Raw genomic sequence first — 19,120 nt, forward strand, 5'->3', positions numbered from 1 at the left:
GTGCGTTGAACGGTTAATTTTCAGATAAACAAAGTCAGCGTTACAGCAGCGTGACTCGCGTTCGCACGTGCGGGAGCGGCAGGTCTAATCGTATTACGCCTGACAGACCGCAGCCAGGGGCGTGACGGGCCGAGGCGGTTCACGTAACGGATGACGGGCCTTCCGAAACGCAGGACGGGTCTAGTTTTTCGGGTGCTACGCGATCAGTTGGTAGAAATCACGAGATCGGCCAGCCACGCCTGCGCGGTGGTTCCGGTATCGTCACTGTCGGCGGAAACGGCGATTCCGACCAGCGGACCGGGTTCACGCCCGAAGGCACGACGAAAATCCCCGCGCAGGTCCGCCGTTTCGGAGATCCACCGTCCGGACGGACCCGCGGCCGGCTGAGCGACGATCATCTGGCCGCGACCGCGCATCCAGGGGCTCTGAATGATGCTTCCGCGCGCATCGTCTCCGCCCCAGACATATATCAGTGCCCGGCCCCGGCGCATGGCTGCGCGCAGCGAGTCCGGGGGATTTTCCGCCGCGCGCGCATCATCCGCAAAGAGAAAGTAGAGGGCCAGCGAGCGGTCGTCCTCGCCACGGCGCGCCAGATCGGTTGCGGGTACGCCCGGTGCGACCTGCCAACTCCAGCTTGCGGTGGAACCGGCCGCGTAGTCAGAGCCAAGGGGTTTCCAGATCAGGGACACCGCACTCTTCGATGTTGCTCGAAGGGTCCCTGTTCCTTCCGCGACGTAGTCGACCGGCACCTGGTTGCGGAAGGTCAGATCCTGCCAGCCGGATGCATCGAGGTTCGGGCCGAAGCTGACAGGCCCCAGCGCGAACGCGGGGGCGACGGCAAGGGCCAAGCCGGCGAGAAGGGGCGTGAGGAGACGTTTCATGCCGGGTCTTTCTTGGAGCAACTGTCCCGCCATGAAATCGGCAAAACGCGGAAAACATCAAATCGCGTCCGATCACAAGGCCGCGTGCGGCGCAGTCGGCTTTGCGGAAGCTATCTCGTCCTGGCAGAGCGGATGATCGTGTAGACCCCGGCGGAGAGGATCATTGCCGTTCCCGCGATAGTCCAGGTATCGGGTCGCTCGCCGAAGATGCTGACGCCGATGATGCTCACGAAGACGAGCTGGAAATAGGCGAAGGGCTGGATCGCGCCGGCCTCGGAGTATTCGTAGGCCTTGATCATCAGGAAGTGGCCAAGCAGTCCCGCAAAGCTCAGGGAGAGCATGAGCGTCCAGTCGAGCCAGCCGTGGATCGGGTCCCAGAAGAACGGTCCGATGACCGTGACCGCCGCCGCGCCCGCAACCCCGGTATAGAAGAAGCTGGTGGCCGCACTGTCGGCCCGGCTGACGAAGCGGGTGAGAAGGGCATAGAGCGCGAACATCAGGGCCGCGACGAAGGGTATCAGCGCTACGGGACTGAAGACGCCGCCACCGGGGCGAAGGATGATGAGCACGCCGACAAGCCCGACAAGGATCGCCGCCGCCCGGCGCCAGCCGACGTATTCCCCCAGCACCGGCCCCGCGAGGGCCGCGACGAGCAGCGGGTAGACCGCGAAGATCGCATGGCTTTCGATCAAGCCCAGGGCGACGAACCCGATAACGATGACCATGATCTCGAACACCAGCAGCACGCCACGCAGGATCTGCCACCGGAGCGCGCCGCTCCTCGCCACCTGCGCGAGACCGCCGGGCTGGCGCTTGAAGAAGAGGATCACGAAAGCACCGAAGACCCAGAAGCGGATCATCACCACCGTCATCACATGGTAGTGCTCGGCCAGATAACGCGACAGACCGTCCTGGATGGCGAAAACCGCCATGGCCAGGATCATGAGGATGATCCCGAGCTTCGGATTGCTTGTCTGGGACATGGCTAGGGCTGTCGGCCCCGCGTCATGTGGCGTTTCCTGCCGAATCCCGGCACGCGTTCGACCTCGAAGCCGGCGGCGCTCAGACGGTTTCGCACGGCGCTGGCGGCGGAATAGGTCGCGAAGGTTCCGCCCGGCGGGGTGTGGGCGGCCACATCGGCAAGCAGCGCCTCCTCCCAGAGCTCGGGATTGCGCGATGGGCTGAAGCCGTCGAGGAACCACGCATCTGCCCGGCCGGTCCAATGGGTCAGCATCTCGCGTGCATCCCCTTCGACGACGGTGAGCCTGAGACCGAGAAGTTCGATGAAGCGGGCCCCCGCACCCCAGGCGCGGACGAGCGGTTCGGCGAGAGGCGCAAGTTCGGGCCAGACCGACAGCGCGCGTTCCATTTCGCGGGCACCGATCGGAAAGGCCTCGAAGCTGGTGTAGTTCAGGTGGCCGCTCTGGCCGCTTTCGTTCCACGCCTGGGCCGCGGCGAGCGCGTTGAGCCCCGTGCCGAAGCCAAGTTCCGCGATCTGGAAGCCGGGACGGAACCTCTCAGGCAGGTCATTGCCGGCGAGAAAGACATGGCGGGTTTCAGCGAGCCCGTTTCCCAGCGCGAAATACGGATCGGCAAAGCGCACCGAGACAGGCACATCGCCCTCCTGCCACGTTACTTCCGCCTTTTGCGCACCGCAGGCAAACATGATCTATCCCCAACTGAAGATCGGGGCAGGATAGGCAGGCAGCGCAACATGGAAAAGGGCAGGACGGGCGAATCCGTCGATGTCGCCGTCATCGGCGCGGGAATCTTCGGTCTGAGTTGCGCCTATGCCGCAGTTCGGGCCGGATTGAGCGTCTGTCTCCTGGAGGCGGAGCGGCCGGGAGCGGGGGCAAGTGGCGGAATCGTCGGGGCGCTCTCGCCGCATCTGCCGCTGGGCTGGAACGAGAAGAAGCAGGTTCAACTCGATTCGCTGGCGAGCGCGGAGGATTTCTGGGCCGAAATCGAAGCCGTAGGCGGTGCCTCGGCCGGCTATGGACGGATCGGGCGCTACCTGCCGATCGGCAGCGAGACCGAGCGCGCGAAGATGCAAGCGCAGGTGGAGGGCGCGCGGGAGAACTGGCGCGGTCGCTTTTGTTGGGATCTGGTCGAGGCAAGTCGCCTGCCGGATTGGCTCGATCCCATGTCCTGCCCGTTCGGGGCCGTGCGGGAAACACTCTCTGCGCGGTTGCATCCACGGCGGGCTGTCGATGCGCTTGTCGCTGCCCTGCACGGCTCCGGGGCGGAGCTGCGCCATCCCGCGCCGGTTCGCGCCGTCGCCTCGGGGCGCGTGGAACTCGACAGCGGGGCAATGTCGGCGGACGCGATCGTGCTGGCGGCGGGAACCGGGGGCGAGGCACTGGCGCCCGGAACGCTCGGGCGGGGCGTGAAGGGTCAGGCCGCACTTCTCGCGCCGCGCGCGGCACCCGATGCCATGGTCTTTGCCGACGGGGTCTATATCGTGCCCCATGCCCATGGCACGGTGGCCGTGGGCTCGACCAGCGAGAAGGTGTTTGACGATCCTTGCGGCACGGACGGACAACTCGATGACGTGATCGCGCGGGCAGCGCGGATTGTCCCGGCGCTTGCAGATGCGGAGGTGCTCGAACGCTGGGCAGGCGTACGGCCCAGGGGACCGAAACCCGATCCGGTCGTGGGCCCATTGCCGGGCCAACCGGGCCTCTATCTTGCGAATGGGGGGTTCAAGACCGGTTTCGGCTTCGCGCCCGTTGTCGGCAATGCGATGGTGGAGATGATGGCAGGGCGGTCGCACGGGCTCCCCGAACGGTTCCTTCCCTGATAGACGGGATGCTGCACGAAGACGGAGACCGGCATGGAAAATCTTTCACTGCTGATCGATCTGCACCTGGGCGGAGCGAGACAGGGCCCGGGCAGCGATGCCATGACGCGGCGAGCCATCGGGCTTGCCGGGCTTGGGGCCCATACGGGGCTCAGAATCGCGGATATCGGCTGCGGGACCGGCGCATCGACGCTCGTTCTGGCGCAAGAGCTGGACGCCGAGATCACGGCAGTGGATTTTCTGCCCGATTTCCTGCGAGCGCTGGAGGACCGGGCCGACGCCGCCGGCGTGCGCGAGAGGATCACGACGCTCGAAGCCTCGATGGAGGCGCTGGATTTCCGGGTGGGGTCGTTCGATGCGATCTGGTCGGAGGGGGCGATCTACAACATCGGGTTCGCAGCGGGCGTGCGGCGCTGGCGGGATTTTCTCAAACCCGGTGGTGTTCTGGCGGTCTCGGAGCTGACCTGGCTCACGAAAGAGCGCCCGCGTGACCTGCACGAACACTGGGTCTCGCAGTACGCCGAGGTCGCGACAGCGGCGGAAAAGATGGCGCAATTGGAAGCGGCGGGCTACGCGCCGCTGGGGTATTTCCCGCTGCCCGAGTCTTGTTGGCTGGAGACCTATTACCGGCCTCTGGAGGGCAGGTTTGACGATTTCCTGGCCCGGCATCGGGGCGATCCGGCAGCGGAGGCGATTGTCGAGGCCGAACGCGCGGAAATTGCGCTTTACGAGCAGAACAGCGCCTATTTCAGCTATGGCTTCTATATCGCCCGCAAGCTGCCGGAATAGCCCCGCCTACTCCGCCGCGATGCGCAGTGCCTCCACCAGCGGGATGCCGGTGCGCTCGGACATGCGATCCCGGTAGGCGGCGACTTCGGCCGGCAGGTTGAGCTGCGGCACGATCGAGAGGCTGCGCAGGATCGGGAAGAGCAGGATGTCCTCGATGGAAGCGCCTTCCGGGTCGGGCAAGATCGGTGCGAGCTCTGCGAGGCCGGTTTCCATTTCCGCCGTGAGGCGGTCCGTCTCGGCGATCAGATCATCGAACCTGCCGAAATCCGCCTCCTTCTTGCGGGTGAAATAGGCGCGCGCGGATGCCGTCCGGAATTCTGGGAAGACCGGATCGGGCGTGCGCGGAATGACAAGACCGTTAACGGTGGAATTCCACTGGCTGAGCCAGTCTCTGAGGTCCTGACGCGGCTCGCCGTCGAAAAGGCGCGTGCCCTTCAGGCCATCCACCTTGTGGACGATATCGAGGCTTTCGCCCATGAAGCCGTCTGCGTCCTCGAGAATCGGCAGCATCTTGGCACCGATCATCGAGATCGGGGTCTCTTCGTCATCATTTGCCTGGAAGCACAATTCGAAGGGAATGTCCTTCAGGCCGAAAGGCATGCGTGCCCGGACGCAGAACGGACAATGGTCGTAGACATAGAGCTTCATCCACTCACTCCTCGTGTTCGGCCCTGAGCGCAACGATTCGGGCGCCATTCATCGGGCAGGCCTGTTCGGAAGACACAAGCGGAATTCGACAATCCTCGGCGCGGGAATGCAAGAGGGCGCGCCTGGATTTCCCCAGGCGCAAAGGCGTTGTTCAGCCCAGGCAGGCCAGCTTTTCCGAAAGCCGGAAATCCCCCGTCGCGCGATCCTGATCATAGGAGCCGGAGGGGCCGTGGGTGACGATGCAATCAAGAGCTTCGGCCAGCGCATCCACATCGTCGGTCGTGTTGTAGGCCCCGAAGCTTGCGCGGACGAGCCCCGGTACCTGACGCCGGTCGCCCTGCGCGATCCGGGACCTGATCGCCGAAACGTCCTGTTCCCCCAGCCCGAGCAGATGGACGAGGTAGGGGTGTGCGCAGAAGCAGCCATTGCGCACGCCGATGCCGAATTCCTGGGAGAGGATGGCTGCGACAAGCCCGTGGTGCATGCCTGCGACATTGAAGGGAATCACCCCGAGGCGGGTGCCCGCGCCGCGTGGATTGGGATCGCCATAGATGTCGATGCCCGGAATACGGCCCAGCCGGGCGAGCGCATAGGCGGTGAGCTCCTCTTCGTGGGCGGCCACGGTGTCCATGCCGATGGCCTCGAGCGCGTCGATTGCCGCGGCGAAGGCGATCGCGCCAATGACATTGGGACTGCCGGCCTCGTCGCGTTCCGGGCCTTCCGCCCAGGCAATGCCGTCGAGGCCGACAAAATCGACGGTGCCGCCGCCAGAGTATTCCGGGGCACCTTCGGCAAACGTGTCGGCCCGACCCACGAGTGCGCCGGACCCGAAGGGCGCATACAGCTTGTGGGCGGAAAGCGCGACATAGTCGAGATGCGCAGGATCCGCGAGCAGGCCCATCTCGATCCGCCTGTGAGGGGCAAGCTGCGCACAGTCGACAAGGATCTGCGCGCCCGCGGCATGGGCCTTCGCCGCCAGCCAATGGATGCGCGGCATGAATCCGGTCACGTTCGATCCGCCGGTGACGGCAACGAGGCGGACATGGCCCGCATGTTGCTGCAGAAGCTCCTGATAGTGGTCTTCATCGAGCCGGCCAGCGGCATCGGCGCGGATGTGTTCGACGCGCGCCCGTCGCCGCCAGGGCAGGTCGTTGCTGTGATGTTCGAGCATCGAGACCAGTACGACATCGTCCTCGCCGAGCGGCAGGCGGTGCGCGAGCTTGTTGATGGCCTCTGTGGCGTTCTTGCCGAAGATGGTGACGTGCTCGCGCGCATTGCCGCCGACAAACCGGCGCACGGTTTCGCGCGCGGCCTCATAAGCCTCGGTCGAGACCTGGCTCTTGAAGCCCGCGCCGCGATGAACCGAGGAATACCAGTTGAGGAAGGTGCTCACCACGTCCCGAACCTCGCGGAGAGCGGGTGTGCTCGCGGCATTGTCGAGATTGACGTAGGCGCGGCGCGATCCGTCGAGCAGGGGCACGAGGCTCTCGGTTCCGACCATGCGATCGGGAGAAAACGGCAGCTTGACCCGAAACGTCATGTTCATGGCGCTTCTCCCGGTCGGGGCGCGGAGATGGCGCAGTCGCCGTGGGTGCAGACCTCGAACTCCGGATCGGGTTCTGCCCAGCCGCGGCGCACGATGAGCCGGTGGATTTCGCAGCCGACGCAGATCCCGAGGACGGCCTCGAGCCACATCAGCGCGAGACAAAGCAGGCAAATGAGGAGCGTCGGTGGTCCGAGATTGCCACTCAATGCAACGATCAGCATGGCAGATGACATCACCAGACCGATGCTCCAGGCGAAACGCTTGGGCCGCGCGGACACCCAGTGTGGCGAAATGCGGCGGGTCATCAGGCGCGCGATCCGGCCGAAAGGGCTTCTGTGCAGGCCGAGGGTGATGCGGATCAGGAACTCGGCGAAGAAGACCGCGACGACGATCTGGATCGGCAGGAAGTTCCTGTCGAAATAGGCATGTGCGAGTCCGATCCCGCCGATGGCCATCATGATGCCGGCCGCGGCGCGGACCTCGTTCTCGTTGAACACGCCTGCCTTAAAGCGCGCGCCATGTTGTGCGGAAGGATCGAGCCGTTGACCGTAGAATGGCCGCTTGGTGCCGGGTTCGCGATGAAGGGTTTGAAGTATGGAGCCGTCCAATGCCTTGTCCTCCGTGCGTGCGAAAGCAGTGCAGGCAAGCCTCCGGAAGCAGATCTCGGGCGTCTTGCCCCCAATTTACCAGTATTCACTCAGTAAGCTGCATTCGCGGGTGAAACGAATTCGATGCGTTGAAAATACTATGCGGCCTTTGTGCGGGCCTGTGGCAATGAACACAGTATTCCACAAATACCATCTGAATTGAACTAGGCCATTGGCAAAAAAAAAGGTGCACGGACCGAAACCCGCGCACCCATGAAATTTCAAATCCGAGATCGGATCAGTCGAGACGACCCAGAAGCGCGTCGACGGAAGCCTTAGCGTCGCCGTAGTACATCCGCGTGTTGTCCTTGTAGAACAGCGGGTTCTCGATGCCCGAGTAGCCCGTTCCCTGGCCACGCTTGGAGACGAAGACCTGCTTTGCCTTCCAGACCTCGAGCACCGGCATGCCAGCGATCGGCGAGTTCGGGTCTTCCTGTGCCGCGGGGTTCACGATGTCGTTCGAGCCGATCACGATCACCACGTCGGTGGAGGGGAAGTCCTCGTTTATCTCGTCCATTTCCAGCACGATGTCGTAGGGCACCTTGGCCTCGGCCAGAAGCACGTTCATGTGGCCAGGCAGACGGCCCGCGACCGGGTGGATCGCGAAACGCACTTCCTTGCCCGCCGCACGAAGCTTGCGCGTGAGCTCGGAGACGGAGTTCTGCGCCTGCGCGACGGCCATGCCGTAACCCGGAACGATGATGACCGAATCCGCATCCTTCAGCGCATCGGCCACGGCTTCGGTGTCGGTTGCGATCATCTCGCCCTCGACTTCCATCGCCGGACCTGACGTGTTGCCGAAACCGCCCAGGATCACCGAGATGAAGCTGCGGTTCATGGCCTTGCACATGATGTAGGACAGGATCGCACCCGAGGAGCCGACCAGTGCCCCGACCACGATCAGCAGGTCGTTTCCGAGCGAGAAGCCGATGGCCGCCGCGGCCCAGCCCGAGTAGCTGTTCAGCATCGACACGACGACCGGCATGTCGGCGCCGCCGATGCCCATGATGAGGTGGTAGCCGATGAAGAAGGCGAGCAGCGTCATCAGGAGAAGCGCCCACATTCCGCCACCCATGAGGTAGACGAAGAGCAGGATCAGCGAGAGACCGGCGGCAGACGCATTGAGGATATGACCACCGGGCAGTTTCTCGGCCTTGGAGGTGACCTTGCCGGCGAGCTTGCCGAAGGCCACGACGGAGCCGGTGAAAGTCACGGCCCCGATGAAGACACCGAGGAAGACCTCGACCCGAAGGATCGACTGCTCGACCGGGCTCTTGTGAGCGAGAACGCCCGCAAAGCCGGTGAGCGCCTCACGCGCCGTCTCGTCCATGGCCAGCACGCGGCCAAGCTCGAGATGGGCGTTGTAGCCGACGAAGACCGCCGCCAGGCCGACCAGCGAGTGCATGGCCGCGACAAGCTGCGGCATCTCGGTCATCTGGACGCGCTTGGCGACGACCACACCGATGGCACCGCCTGCGGCAATCAGGATGACGGAGAGCAGCCAGAGGCCCGAGCCCGGGCCGATCAGCGTGGCAAAGACCGCCAGCGCCATGCCGGCGATGCCGTACCAGACCGCGCGTTTGGCGCTTTCCTGGCCCGACAGACCGCCGAGCGACAGGATGAAGAGGACAGCCGCGACCACATAGGCCGCTGTCGTGAATCCGAATTCCATTGTGCTACCCCCCGATTACGATTTCTGGAACATGGCGAGCATGCGCCGCGTCACCAGGAAGCCGCCGAAAATGTTCACCCCGGCCATGAAGATCGAAACCGCCGCCAGCAGGATCACCAGGAACGAGCCCGAACCCACCTGCATGAGCGCGCCGAGGATGATGATCGACGAGATCGCGTTCGTCACCGCCATGAGCGGCGTGTGCAGGCTGTGAGAGACATTCCAGATCACCTGGAAACCGACGAAGACCGACAGGACGAAGACGATGAAGTGCTGCATGAATGACGCGGGCGCCACGAGGCCCACGGCCAGTAGCAGGATCGCACCCACGGCGATGAGCGTGACCTGGTTCTTGGTCTGTGCCTTGAAGGCGGCGACTTCCTGCGCGCGCTTTTCCTCCGGCGTCAGCTCCTTCGGCTTTTCCTTCGGCTTCTGCGCCGCAATGGCCTGAACCTTGGGCGGTGGCGGCGGGAAGGTGATCTCGTTCTCGTGGGTGACCGTTGCGCCGCGGATCACGTCGTCTTCCATGTTGATGAAAGGCGTGCCGTCCTTCTCGGGCGTGAGGTCGTCCATCATGTGACGGATGTTGTTGGCGTAGAGCGTGGAGCTCTGGGTCGCCATCCGGCTGGGGAAATCGGTGTAGCCGACGATGGTGACGCCCGGCTCGACCACGACCTTCTCGTTCGGGACGGTGAGATCGCAGTTGCCGCCGCGCTCGGCCGCAAGATCGATCACGACTGAGCCCGGCTTCATGGCGCGGACCATGTCCTCGGTCCAGAGCTTCGGGGCGTCGCGACCCGGAATGAGCGCGGTGGTGATCACCACGTCCATCTCGGGGGCGAGCTCGCGGAACTTCTCGAGCTGCTTCTCGCGAAACTCGGGGCTTGAGGGAGCCGCGTAGCCGCCGGTGGCTGCGCCGTCCTGGGCCTGCTCCTCGAAATCGAGGAAGACGAATTCCGCACCCATGGATTCGATCTGCTCTGCCACTTCGGGCCGCACGTCGAAGGCGTAGGTGATGGCGCCCAGCGAGGTTGCCGTGCCGATGGCCGCGAGACCCGCAACGCCAGCGCCCACGACGAGCACCTTGGCAGGCGGCACCTTGCCCGCGGCGGTCACCTGACCGGTGAAGAAGCGGCCGAAGTTGTTGCCAGCCTCGATCACTGCGCGGTAGCCCGCGATGTTGGCCATGGAAGACAGCGCGTCCATCTTCTGCGCGCGGGAGATGCGCGGCACCATGTCCATGGCAAGTGCCGTGACGCCCTTGGCCTTGAGGCTTTCCAGAAGATCGGAGTTCTGCGCCGGGTAGACGAAGCTGATGAGCACCTGGCCCGCGCGTGCCATTTCGACTTCCGCAGGCTCCGGGGGCCGCACCTTCACCACCACGTCGGCGCGGCTCCAGAGGTCCGCCGCCGAGGGCACCACCTCCACGCCGGCTTCGGCATAGGCTTCATCGGTAAATCGGGCAGCGCCACCCGCACCGCTCTCCACAATACAATCGTATCCCAGTTTCTTGAGAAGCTGGGCCGACTGCGGGGACAGCGCGACACGCGCCTCACCCTCCAGTATCTCCTTGGGAGCACCAATTATCACGGATTCATGTCCTCTTCCATCACGCCGGGCATCAACTCGTCTCGCCGTTCACAAGACAGTCACCTGATCGTTATCGGGCAAACTGTCTAGGTTGGAGCCTTTTTCGAGTCAAACTGCGTCCGGACCCACTTCCCCCCGGTCTGGGGTCTTAGCAGACTAATCCCGCGAGGTCTTGAAACAATTGGGGCCCTTCCACCGATAATTAGTGGAATGAGCGGGTTTCCCTCGTGGATGCTCGCGCTACGATGATCCACGTCTTTCTCGGGAGTTCACATGTTTCGGCCCTTTGCATCTGTCCTGTTTCTCGGAGCGCTCCTTGCCGGGGCACCATCCACGGCGGAAACCGGAGCGCCGGACCCCGCGGACTGGGAGAGCGTTCTGGAGGCGGCGCAGGGGCAGGAGGTCTATTTCCACGCCTGGGGCGGGGACCCGCGGCGCAACGACTATATCTCCTGGGCGGCGGAGGAGGTCGAGGATCGCTACGGCGTTCGCGTCACGCAGGTTAAGCTTGCCGATACCGGGGAGGCCGTGGCAAGGGTCGCGGCGGAGAAGGCGGCGGGGCGTGACGAGGGCGGGGCCGTGGATCTCATCTGGATCAACGGCCCCAACTTTGCGGCGATGAAGCGCGAGGGGTTGCTCTTTGGTCCCTGGGCGGAGGATCTGCCGAACTGGAAATTTGTCGACGTCGAGGGAAAACCTACAGTCGTCAATGACTTCACGGTTCCGACGGACGGTTACGAAGCTCCCTGGGGCATGGCACAGATCATCTTCTACCATGATACGGAACGGCTCGCCGAGCCCCCGCGATCCATTGCGGCGCTGGGAGATTGGGCCGCGGAGAATCCGGGCCGTTTCGCCTATCCGCAGCCGCCGGATTTCCTCGGTGTGAGCTTTCTGAAACAGGCCGCGGTCGAACTGGTGACGGAGCCCGAAGCCCTTCAGCAGCCGGTGGACCGAACGGCGTATGACGCAATGACCGCGCCGCTGTGGGACTGGCTTGACGCACTGCAGCCCAATCTCTGGCGCAGCGGACGCGCCTATCCGGCCACCGGCACCACGCTCAAACAGCTCCTGGCGGACGGGGAAATCGAACTGGCCTATTCGTTCAACCAGTCCGAAGCGAGTGCCGCGATCGCCAACGGTGAATTGCCCGGGAGCGTCCGCTCCTACGTGTTCGACGAGGGCACGATCGGTAACGCGAACTTCGTCGCCATCCCCTTCAATGCCAACGCCAAAGCCGGGGCGATGGTTTTCGCGAATTTCCTCATGTCGCCGGAAGCACAGGCATATGCGCAGGATCCTGCGATATTGGGAAATTTCACCGTGCTCGACGTCGCGAATCTGCCTGACGCGGAGCGTGCGCGATTCGAGGCGCTCGACCTCGGTGTCGCCACGCTTTCACCCCAGGAGCTGGGGGAAAGCCTGCCTGAACCGCATCCGAGCTGGATGGAGCGGCTGTCCGAGGATTGGGCACGCCGCTACGGGCTGGGAAACTGACGCATGAACCCTCAACAATCGGGCCCCGACACCGTGCCGAGCAGCCAGCCTGCGCGGCTCGGCGGTAGGGGACATGGGCGCCCTGCCCATGGCTGAAGCCTTCCGCCCACTTGCCTGGGCGCCGAGGGCAACGCTGGCCGCACTCGCCCTGCCCGTCGCGGCGGGGCTGGCCGGAACGATTCTTCCCGGTCTAGGCTGGATGCCGGCACTCGGCGGCGAACGGCTGGACCTTGCCCCCTGGCACGCGTTGCTCGGCACGCCGGGCATCGCACGATCGGCGGGCCTGAGTCTTGCCACGGGCCTGATCGCGACGCTTCTTTCGCTCGGTTGCGTCGTGCTCATCATGGCGTCTCTCTCCGGCACGCGGGCCTTCGATGTCGTGCGCCATGCGATCTCCCCCATCCTTTCGGTCCCCCATGCGGCGGCCGCTTTCGGACTGGCCTTCCTGATCGCGCCATCGGGCTGGATCGTGCGGGCGCTTTCGCCCTGGGCCACCGGCTGGGAGCGCCCGCCAGATTGGCTCGTTCCCGGAGATCCGATGGGGCTGACGCTCATCGCCGGGCTGGCCACAAAGGAAATCCCGTTCCTGATGCTGATGGCCATAGCGGCATTGCCCCAGACCGATGCGGAGCGAAGCCTGCGCGTGGCGCTCACGCTGGGATACGGGCGGGTCGCCGCCTGGGTGGCTTGCGTCTTTCCGCGGATCTATGCCCAGATCCGGCTGCCGGTCTATGCGGTGCTGGCCTATTCGCTGTCGAATGTCGAAACCGCGCTGATCCTCGGGCCGAGCACCCCGCCGACACTGGCCGTTCGGCTCACGGCCTGGATGCGCGATCCCGATCTGGCGGTCTGGCTCAAGGCATCCGCGGGCGCGACATTGCAGCTGGTGCTGGTGCTGGTGGCTTTCGCGCTTTGGGTCGCGGGTGAGCGCGCGGCGATCCTGATCGGCCGACGCTGGATCCTTCGGGGCGGCCGCGCGCCACGGGACGGGCTCGCGCGCGGTTTCGGTGTCGTGATGGCCGGAATGGTATCGCTCCCGGTCTTCCTCGGGCTTGCGGGGCTCGCGATCTGGTCGGTGGCAGGGTTCTGGCGATTTCCCGATCTGCTGCCGGGCAGCTTCACCCTGACCGGTTGGACCCGCGCGGGCCCGGATCTGCTCGATCTTGCCGCAACGACGATCCTGATTGCCGGGGGAGCGGTTGTCGCGGGCCTCACCCTGGTTCTGGCCTGTCTCGAACATGGCGCACGCAGCGGAGCACGGCCCGGCACCGCCGCGCTCCTGCTTCTCTACCTTCCGCTGCTCATCCCCCAGATCTCCTTTCTCTTCGGACTGCAGATCCTCGGGCTCTGGTCCGGGTTCGATGGAACCCTCTGGGCGGTGATCTTCGCGCATGGGGTCTTCGTGCTGCCCTATCTCTACCTGTCTCTGGCCGATCCCTGGGACGCGCTCGATCCGCGCCTCGCGGTCGCGGCGGCAACACTGGGCGCCGGGCCGAACCGGGTGTTCTGGCGCGTTCGCCTGCCGATGATGCTCGGTCCGATCCTGACGGCGGGCGCCGTGGGACTGGCGGTTTCGATCGGGCTCTACCTGCCCACGCTGCTGGTCGGAGCGGGGCGCGTTCCCACCCTCACCACGGAAGCGGTCGCGCTGGCAGCGGGGGGCGACCGGCGCCTGATCGGGGTCTATGCCCTGCTGCAGGCGGCACTGCCTTTTCTGGGTTTCGCGCTGGCGCTCGGTCTGCCGGCGCTGATCTGGCGCAATCGCCGCGCAATGAGGGCCGGATGGTGACGGACGCTCTGATCTTCGAGAAGGTGCGTATCCACAGAGGCGATGCCTTGCTGATCGCGCTCGATGCCGAGGTTCCGCCCGGCGACGTGCTGACGATCATGGGACCATCGGGGTCCGGCAAGTCGACGCTCCTCGCCTTCGCCACCGGAACGCTGCCCCGCGGGTTCCGGGCGGAGGGGCGGGTTCTGCTTGGTGGCCGCGATATCACGGCCCTTTCCCCGCAGGAGCGACGCATCGGCATGATGTTCCAGGAGGACGTGCTGTTCCCGCATCTCTCCGTGGGGGGCAACCTGGCCTTCGGGCTTGCACCGGATGTCCGCGGGCGAAAGGCGAGGCGGGACGCCGTCGAGCGAGCCCTGGCGGAAGCCGGGCTCGAAGGCATGGCCGACCGTGATCCGGCGACGCTTTCGGGCGGGCAGCGCGCGCGCGTCGCGCTGATGCGGGCCCTGCTTTCCGCACCCCGGGCGCTCGCGCTCGACGAGCCGTTCTCCAAGCTCGATGCGAACCTTCGCGCCCAGATCCGGGATTTCGTCTTTGACCATGCCCGCGCGTTGGGCCTGCCCACGCTTCTGGTGACCCACGATCCAGAGGATGCAGCGGCGGCGGGCGGAGAGGTGATTCAGATCGCATCCTAGACGGGTTGGCCTTCGTTTTGGCCGCCATGGTGGGGGCTGGAACGATCACTGCGCCTCACGCAACCGTGTTGAGTCGAAAACATCGCTCGCTATGATCCTCTTCCTTGGCGGCGGAAGGAGAGCACATGCTGGGCCAGATACTTGGGGGCGTAGGGCTCTTTCTCATGGGCATGTGGCTCATGACGGACGGGCTGCGGGCGGCGGCCGGCAGCGCGCTGAAGCGCATTCTTGCAAGCTGGACGTCGACCGGCTTGCGCGGCTTCCTGACCGGGGCCGGCCTGACCACCCTTGTGCAATCCTCGAGCGCGGTCACAGTTGCGACCATCGGTTTCGCCAATGCCGGTTTCCTGACACTGACCCAGGCGGTCTGGGTCGTCTACGGCACCAATATCGGCACGACGCTCACCGGCTGGATCGTCTCGATCTTCGGGTTCAAGCTCGAAATCGCGGCCTTCTCCTTGCCGCTGATCGGGATCGGAATGCTTCTGCGCATGACCGGCGGGGCCCACCGGCGTGCCGATTTCGGCGTCGCGCTGGCGGGATTCGGCCTGCTATTTCTTGGCATCGACCTTCTCAAGGAGGGGTTCGAGGGGCTCAGCACCGAAATCGCGCTGCCGGGGATTGCCGGCGACACGGTTGCGGGCCGGCTGGTCTATACCGGCATCGGTGCGATTCTCTCGCTTCTCATGCAGTCCTCGAGCGCGGCGACGGTCGTGGCGCTGACCGCTGTGTCTTCGGGCCTGATCGAGCCGGTTCAGGCAGCGGCGCTCGTGGTCGGGGCCAATATCGGCACCACGACCACAGCGCTCCTGGCGGCCTGGGGCGCGACTTCGGTGGCCCGCCGGGTGGCACTCGTCCATGTGACCTTCAACCTGTTGGGCGCGTCTTTCGCGCTGGTGTTTCTCCCCCAACTCGTCGGGCTTGTGCATGGCCTGCTGGGATTGGTCGGAGCGCAAGCTGACGAAACGCTGGCTCTGGCGCTCTTTCATACGGTCTTCAACGTTATCGGCGTGCTCCTGATCTGGCCGATGACGCCTGCAATCGTGCGACACCTGAACCGGCGGTTCCGCAGCCGGGAGGAAGAGGCTGCGCGGCTGCACTATCTCGACAGCACGGTGCTGGCTGTGCCCTCCATGGCCGTGGAAGCCGCGATCAAAGAAAGCCGCAGGCTGGAGGCGATGGCCACGGATGCGGTGCGAAGCTGGCTTGATGACCCGGCAGCGACGGACAGGCTGCCCGAAGCTATCTCTGCGGCCCGCGCGGTCGGACGCGGGATCGCCGATTTCCTTGCCGATCTCACCACGCAACCGCTTGGGCCGGAAGAGGCGCGGCAGGCGCAGGATCTCATGCGCGCGATCCAGCATTGCGTGGCGGCGATCGAGGATGCCGAGACTGCGCGCCGCACGATGGAGGATGTGGACACGGTGCCGCCGCAGCGCATCGAGATGGAGAACCGCATCCGCGAAGTGATTGCCCACCCAGAGACCATGGGCGTGCCGGTGGAGGCGGAGCTTCTGGCGCATCGCGAGGAAATCAAGGATGAACTGGTGCGGTTGGTCTCGCGGCGGGCGCTGACCATCGACAGCCTCGATCACGCGCTGCGGGGGATGAATGCCGAGCTGCGGATGTTGCGCCACCTGCGCAAGGCTCGCGATCACCTGGCCGCCGAACAGGCCCCGGGCGGGAGCCCGGAGACGGCCGAATAGATCGGATCCGATCGACCAACTATTGATGCGCGGATCGCGAGCACCACGGGAGCGACCTGCCCCCGGATTCCGGTGGAGCAGAGCCGGCGTAAAGCCCGCGCCAATTCGGCGCCGGGCAGTGACCCGATGGGAAGACTCAGGCCTCCGCGCGGTCCCAGGTCGGGTGGAACGTGCCCGCAGGCGAGATGGTAAAGATCTCGACGCCCGTTTCGGTCACGCCCACCGAATGCTCGAACTGCGCCGAGAGCGAGCGGTCCTTGGTCACGGCGGTCCAGTCATCGGCGAGGATCTTCGTCTCGGGGCGGCCGAGATTGATCATCGGCTCGATGGTGAAGAACATGCCCGGCTCCAGAACCGGGCCCGACCCCCAGCGTCCATAGTGCAGCACGTTCGGGGCTGCGTGGAACACGCGACCGAGCCCATGGCCGCAGAAATCCCGCACAACGGAGCAACGATGCGCCTCGGCGTAGCGCTGGATGGCCGCGCCGATGTCGCCGAAGGTATTGCCCGGACGGACCTGCTCGATGCCCTTCATCAGGCAGTCATGGGTAATGTCGATCAGCCGCTCGGCTTTCCGGTTGGGCTGACCGGCCACATACATCCGGCTCGTGTCGCCGAACCAGCCATCGACGATGACCGTCACGTCGATATTCAGAATGTCGCCCGACTTGATCTTCTTGTCCGACGGAATGCCGTGGCAGACCACGTGGTTGATCGAGATGCAGCTCGCGTGCTGGTAGCCCTTGTAGCCGATCGTGGCTGATGTGGCACCTGCCTCCTTGATCATGTCGAGGATCGCGTTGTCGATGTCGATGGTCCTGACACCGGGCACGACATGAGCGGCAATGCGGTCGAGAATGTCAGCGGCAAGCTTGCCGGCTTCGCGCATCCCGGCAAAGTCCTCGGGCGAATAGATACGGATGCCGTCCTTGTTCAGGCGGCCGGGCAGCATGCTATCCAAGGCGGTTTCTCCGGAGCTCATCATGTTGGGGAATTAGTCCCTTGGGCAGGGATATGCAAATCGGTTGGCCCAGAATCTGCCTTCTCGCAAAGACGCTATTTGATCGACTGCCTCGAACATGCTGATTTCCGGCAGGTGAGACCACATTCGCATCGGAAGGAAGAGCGCATGGCCTTTGGCAAACTGGGGTTGCTCGGGATGGGGTGCGGCCTCGGCCTTCTGGCGGGGCTCACGGCACCGGACGCGGCATTGGCTTGCGGGCAGGAGAGCGACTGCGCACTGGGGGATCGCAGCTTTCGCATTCTTCTGCCCGACTCCGGGGAGCCGCGCGGTGCCATCATCTTCGCCCATGGCTATCGCGGGAGTGCAGCCGGCACCATGCGCAACGAGGGTCTCACGGGGCTGGTGGACCAGTTGAATGTCGCTCTCGTTGCGCTGGAGGGTGTGAACGGCATCTGGAACACGCCCAACAATCCCGGAGCCGGCGAGCGCGAAGGAGACGAATTCGCCTATGTGGACGCGCTCTCGGATCGGCTTGAAGAGGAATGGGGCATTCCCGCGGAGCGCACGGTCGTGTCGGGCTTTTCGGGCGGGGCGATGCTGGTCTGGAACATCGCTTGCGAGCGCGGTGACGAATACGCGGGTTTCGCGCCCTTGTCGGGGACGTTCTGGGACCCGATTCCCGAGAACTGCCCGACCGTGCCGAACAACCTGATCCATTTCCACGGCACGCAAGACGAGGTGGTGCCCCTGGAAGGCCGCATGATTCGCACCACGATGCAGGGCGACGTGCATGAAGCGCTGAAGATGCTGTTGGAAAAGAGCGATTTCGGCGCGGAGGAGGTTGTCGAGGAAGGCGGTGTGGAATGCCGGGCGCGGCGCGACAGCGAGGATCGCCTGCTCGAGTTCTGCACGTTCCCCGGCGGTCATGGCTACAGGCCGGAGTTCGTCGCCGAGGCCGTGGAGGAGTTCCTGCCGAAGGGTTGAGGGTCAACGGGCCTCTGACGAGGCTAGTTTCATTTGGGAGAGGAGCATGACCCGGCTTTCGGACTCGGACATTCGCGCGATCACCGACTATCTCCTGGTGCGCACGCGGCTCGAACCGGCGGATCTCTGTTTCGTGTTCGGATCGCGGCGCGGAGAGGCCGTGTTTCCGGCGGAAATCGCGAGGATGTGGCGGGAGAAGCTCTTCTCCCGCATCCTGATCTCCGGTGGCCTGACACCCGGCGGACATGCCCCAGAAGCGGCCATCATCAAAGACCTGGTCGTGTCGCAAGGCGTACCGGAGGACTCGATCCTGCTTGAAACCAGGGCCACAAACTCCGGCCAGAACGTGCAATTCGCGCTGCCGATCATCGACAAGGTGATGGGACTTGGAAACATCCGCTCGATCATCGCGGTCGGGCAACTTCAGACCTCGCGACGCTATCTCATGACGCTAGAGCGCTATTGGCCCGGGCCCGTTCGCAAGATGCTGGCGCCTGTCGCGACCTATCCGGTCACGCGCGACGCATGGCAATGCGATCTGGAGTTTCGGGCCGTGATGCTCGCGGAATGGGCGCGGATCGGCCCCTATCTCGCGGAGGGGTTGATTGCGGAGCTTACGCCCGAAACCTGCCCCCTGCTTGCGCCCAGGATCTGGTCAGCGCCGGTTGTCGATGCGAACGGGTACGGGGGTCCGGGCTTCGGTGCTTTCGCGGAGAAGATGAAATGAGGCCGCACTCACAAGCGTTACAAATGCAAGCCCGAGCAGCGGCTTGACGGCAATGAGGACGGTTCCGGCAGTGGCAATGGCGAACAGGGCAAAAACTCGCGGAACGATTTCTGCGAATTGTCTGCCGACAGGTCTTTCAAGCATGTTCTTCTCCCGACAAGTCTCGAATACACATATGATGGTGTTAACGAAAGTTTCAAGCACAATCGTGCGAGCGAAACTTTGTTGCGTTAGATTTGGGCATG

General features: G+C 64.6%; 17 protein-coding genes. 8 read left to right on the forward strand and 9 right to left on the reverse strand.

Annotated elements, in window-relative coordinates; translation table 11 throughout:
• Positions 1 to 203: 203 nt before the first annotated feature.
• The 3 genes from ACP15W_RS15875 to mnmD form a co-directional block, all read right to left on the reverse strand.
• Positions 204 to 881 (reverse strand): DUF3047 domain-containing protein, encoded by a 678-nt coding sequence (locus ACP15W_RS15875; RefSeq protein ID WP_424933897.1) that lies wholly within the window; start codon positions 879 to 881, stop codon positions 204 to 206.
• Positions 882 to 991: 110 nt separating this feature from the next.
• Positions 992 to 1,864 carry a DMT family transporter gene (locus ACP15W_RS15880; protein ID WP_424933898.1) on the reverse strand — a complete coding sequence of 291 codons (873 nt, stop codon included), beginning with the start codon at positions 1,862 to 1,864 and terminating at the stop codon, positions 992 to 994.
• A 2-nt stretch (positions 1,865 to 1,866) separates the two neighbouring features.
• Positions 1,867 to 2,547, reverse strand: a complete 681-nt coding sequence (mnmD, locus tag ACP15W_RS15885) for a tRNA (5-methylaminomethyl-2-thiouridine)(34)-methyltransferase MnmD (RefSeq protein ID WP_424933899.1) — start codon at positions 2,545 to 2,547, stop codon at positions 1,867 to 1,869.
• Positions 2,548 to 2,595: 48 nt separating this feature from the next.
• Between mnmD and ACP15W_RS15890 the strand changes: the two genes are divergently transcribed.
• Both ACP15W_RS15890 and ACP15W_RS15895 read left to right on the forward strand, forming a co-directional pair.
• Complete coding sequence (locus tag ACP15W_RS15890; protein WP_424933900.1) at positions 2,596 to 3,681, forward strand: NAD(P)/FAD-dependent oxidoreductase; 1,086 nt, start codon at positions 2,596 to 2,598, stop codon at positions 3,679 to 3,681.
• Positions 3,682 to 3,714: 33 nt separating this feature from the next.
• Complete coding sequence (locus ACP15W_RS15895; protein ID WP_424933901.1) at positions 3,715 to 4,470, forward strand: class I SAM-dependent methyltransferase; 756 nt, start codon at positions 3,715 to 3,717, stop codon at positions 4,468 to 4,470.
• 6 nt (positions 4,471 to 4,476) lie between these two features.
• Here ACP15W_RS15895 and grxB read toward each other — a convergent pair whose 3' ends face one another.
• From grxB to ACP15W_RS15920, 5 genes are all read right to left on the reverse strand, one after another.
• Positions 4,477 to 5,118, reverse strand: a complete 642-nt coding sequence (grxB, locus tag ACP15W_RS15900; protein WP_424933902.1) for a glutaredoxin 2 — start codon at positions 5,116 to 5,118, stop codon at positions 4,477 to 4,479.
• Between the two features lie 151 nt (positions 5,119 to 5,269).
• On the reverse strand, positions 5,270 to 6,664 hold the full coding sequence (locus tag ACP15W_RS15905; RefSeq protein WP_424933903.1) for an aminotransferase class V-fold PLP-dependent enzyme: 1,395 nt from the start codon (positions 6,662 to 6,664) through the stop codon (positions 5,270 to 5,272).
• Entirely contained in the window at positions 6,661 to 7,272 is a 612-nt protein-coding gene (locus ACP15W_RS15910) for a DUF4395 domain-containing protein (RefSeq protein WP_424933904.1), read from the reverse strand. Before ACP15W_RS15910 ends, ACP15W_RS15905 begins: the two co-directional genes overlap by 4 nt.
• A gap of 277 nt (positions 7,273 to 7,549) precedes the next feature.
• The gene (locus ACP15W_RS15915) at positions 7,550 to 8,983 is read right to left on the reverse strand and encodes an NAD(P)(+) transhydrogenase (Re/Si-specific) subunit beta (protein ID WP_424933905.1); all 1,434 of its coding nucleotides are present in this window, start codon (positions 8,981 to 8,983) and stop codon (positions 7,550 to 7,552) included.
• Between the two features lie 15 nt (positions 8,984 to 8,998).
• Positions 8,999 to 10,573, reverse strand: a complete 1,575-nt coding sequence (locus ACP15W_RS15920; RefSeq protein ID WP_424933906.1) for a Re/Si-specific NAD(P)(+) transhydrogenase subunit alpha — start codon at positions 10,571 to 10,573, stop codon at positions 8,999 to 9,001.
• Positions 10,574 to 10,846: 273 nt separating this feature from the next.
• On the opposite strand from ACP15W_RS15920, the gene ACP15W_RS15925 reads away from it, so the two are divergent.
• The 4 genes from ACP15W_RS15925 to ACP15W_RS15940 all read left to right on the forward strand — a co-directional run bounded on the left by ACP15W_RS15925 (position 10,847) and on the right by ACP15W_RS15940 (position 16,200).
• Positions 10,847 to 12,070 (forward strand): ABC transporter substrate-binding protein, encoded by a 1,224-nt coding sequence (locus ACP15W_RS15925; RefSeq protein WP_424933907.1) that lies wholly within the window; start codon positions 10,847 to 10,849, stop codon positions 12,068 to 12,070.
• An 88-nt stretch (positions 12,071 to 12,158) separates the two neighbouring features.
• The gene (locus ACP15W_RS15930; RefSeq protein WP_424933908.1) at positions 12,159 to 13,859 is read left to right on the forward strand and encodes an ABC transporter permease; all 1,701 of its coding nucleotides are present in this window, start codon (positions 12,159 to 12,161) and stop codon (positions 13,857 to 13,859) included.
• A complete protein-coding gene (locus tag ACP15W_RS15935; RefSeq protein WP_424933909.1) occupies positions 13,853 to 14,494 on the forward strand; it encodes an ATP-binding cassette domain-containing protein in 642 nt (213 codons plus the stop codon). Before ACP15W_RS15930 ends, ACP15W_RS15935 begins: the two co-directional genes overlap by 7 nt.
• Before the next feature lie 125 nt (positions 14,495 to 14,619).
• Positions 14,620 to 16,200, forward strand: a complete 1,581-nt coding sequence (locus ACP15W_RS15940; protein WP_424933910.1) for a Na/Pi cotransporter family protein — start codon at positions 14,620 to 14,622, stop codon at positions 16,198 to 16,200.
• 136 nt (positions 16,201 to 16,336) lie between these two features.
• Here ACP15W_RS15940 and map read toward each other — a convergent pair whose 3' ends face one another.
• Positions 16,337 to 17,152, reverse strand: a complete 816-nt coding sequence (map, locus tag ACP15W_RS15945) for a type I methionyl aminopeptidase (RefSeq protein ID WP_424934055.1) — start codon at positions 17,150 to 17,152, stop codon at positions 16,337 to 16,339.
• 177 nt (positions 17,153 to 17,329) lie between these two features.
• Between map and ACP15W_RS15950 the strand changes: the two genes are divergently transcribed.
• Together ACP15W_RS15950 and ACP15W_RS15955 are read left to right on the forward strand one after the other, a co-directional pair.
• Positions 17,330 to 18,148 carry an alpha/beta hydrolase family esterase gene (locus ACP15W_RS15950; RefSeq protein ID WP_424933911.1) on the forward strand — a complete coding sequence of 273 codons (819 nt, stop codon included), beginning with the start codon at positions 17,330 to 17,332 and terminating at the stop codon, positions 18,146 to 18,148.
• Positions 18,149 to 18,194: 46 nt separating this feature from the next.
• Positions 18,195 to 18,875: a YdcF family protein gene (locus ACP15W_RS15955; protein ID WP_424933912.1), complete on the forward strand. Its 681-nt coding sequence runs from the start codon at positions 18,195 to 18,197 to the stop codon at positions 18,873 to 18,875.
• Positions 18,876 to 19,120: the final 245 nt, after the last annotated feature.

The sequence above is a fragment of the Amaricoccus macauensis genome (assembly GCF_049800915.1).
Taxonomy (GTDB): Bacteria; Pseudomonadota; Alphaproteobacteria; order Rhodobacterales; family Rhodobacteraceae; genus Amaricoccus; species Amaricoccus macauensis_A.

Excerpts from the sequence above, each read along its gene's own strand:
- ACP15W_RS15875 (WP_424933897.1), bottom strand. The coding sequence starts at position 881 with ATGAAACGTCTCCTCACGCCCCTTCTCGCCGGCTTGGCCCTTGCCGTC.
- ACP15W_RS15880 (WP_424933898.1), bottom strand. The coding sequence starts at position 1,864 with ATGTCCCAGACAAGCAATCCGAAGCTCGGGATCATCCTCATGATCCTG.
- mnmD (WP_424933899.1), bottom strand. The coding sequence starts at position 2,547 with ATGTTTGCCTGCGGTGCGCAAAAGGCGGAAGTAACGTGGCAGGAGGGC.
- ACP15W_RS15890 (WP_424933900.1), top strand. The coding sequence starts at position 2,596 with ATGGAAAAGGGCAGGACGGGCGAATCCGTCGATGTCGCCGTCATCGGC.
- ACP15W_RS15895 (WP_424933901.1), top strand. The coding sequence starts at position 3,715 with ATGGAAAATCTTTCACTGCTGATCGATCTGCACCTGGGCGGAGCGAGA.
- grxB (WP_424933902.1), bottom strand. The coding sequence starts at position 5,118 with ATGAAGCTCTATGTCTACGACCATTGTCCGTTCTGCGTCCGGGCACGC.
- ACP15W_RS15905 (WP_424933903.1), bottom strand. The coding sequence starts at position 6,664 with ATGAACATGACGTTTCGGGTCAAGCTGCCGTTTTCTCCCGATCGCATG.
- ACP15W_RS15915 (WP_424933905.1), bottom strand. The coding sequence starts at position 8,983 with ATGGAATTCGGATTCACGACAGCGGCCTATGTGGTCGCGGCTGTCCTC.
- ACP15W_RS15925 (WP_424933907.1), top strand. The coding sequence starts at position 10,847 with ATGTTTCGGCCCTTTGCATCTGTCCTGTTTCTCGGAGCGCTCCTTGCC.
- ACP15W_RS15930 (WP_424933908.1), top strand. The coding sequence starts at position 12,159 with ATGGCTGAAGCCTTCCGCCCACTTGCCTGGGCGCCGAGGGCAACGCTG.
- ACP15W_RS15935 (WP_424933909.1), top strand. The coding sequence starts at position 13,853 with ATGGTGACGGACGCTCTGATCTTCGAGAAGGTGCGTATCCACAGAGGC.
- ACP15W_RS15940 (WP_424933910.1), top strand. The coding sequence starts at position 14,620 with ATGCTGGGCCAGATACTTGGGGGCGTAGGGCTCTTTCTCATGGGCATG.
- map (WP_424934055.1), bottom strand. The coding sequence starts at position 17,152 with ATGCTGCCCGGCCGCCTGAACAAGGACGGCATCCGTATCTATTCGCCC.
- ACP15W_RS15950 (WP_424933911.1), top strand. The coding sequence starts at position 17,330 with ATGGCCTTTGGCAAACTGGGGTTGCTCGGGATGGGGTGCGGCCTCGGC.
- ACP15W_RS15955 (WP_424933912.1), top strand. The coding sequence starts at position 18,195 with ATGACCCGGCTTTCGGACTCGGACATTCGCGCGATCACCGACTATCTC.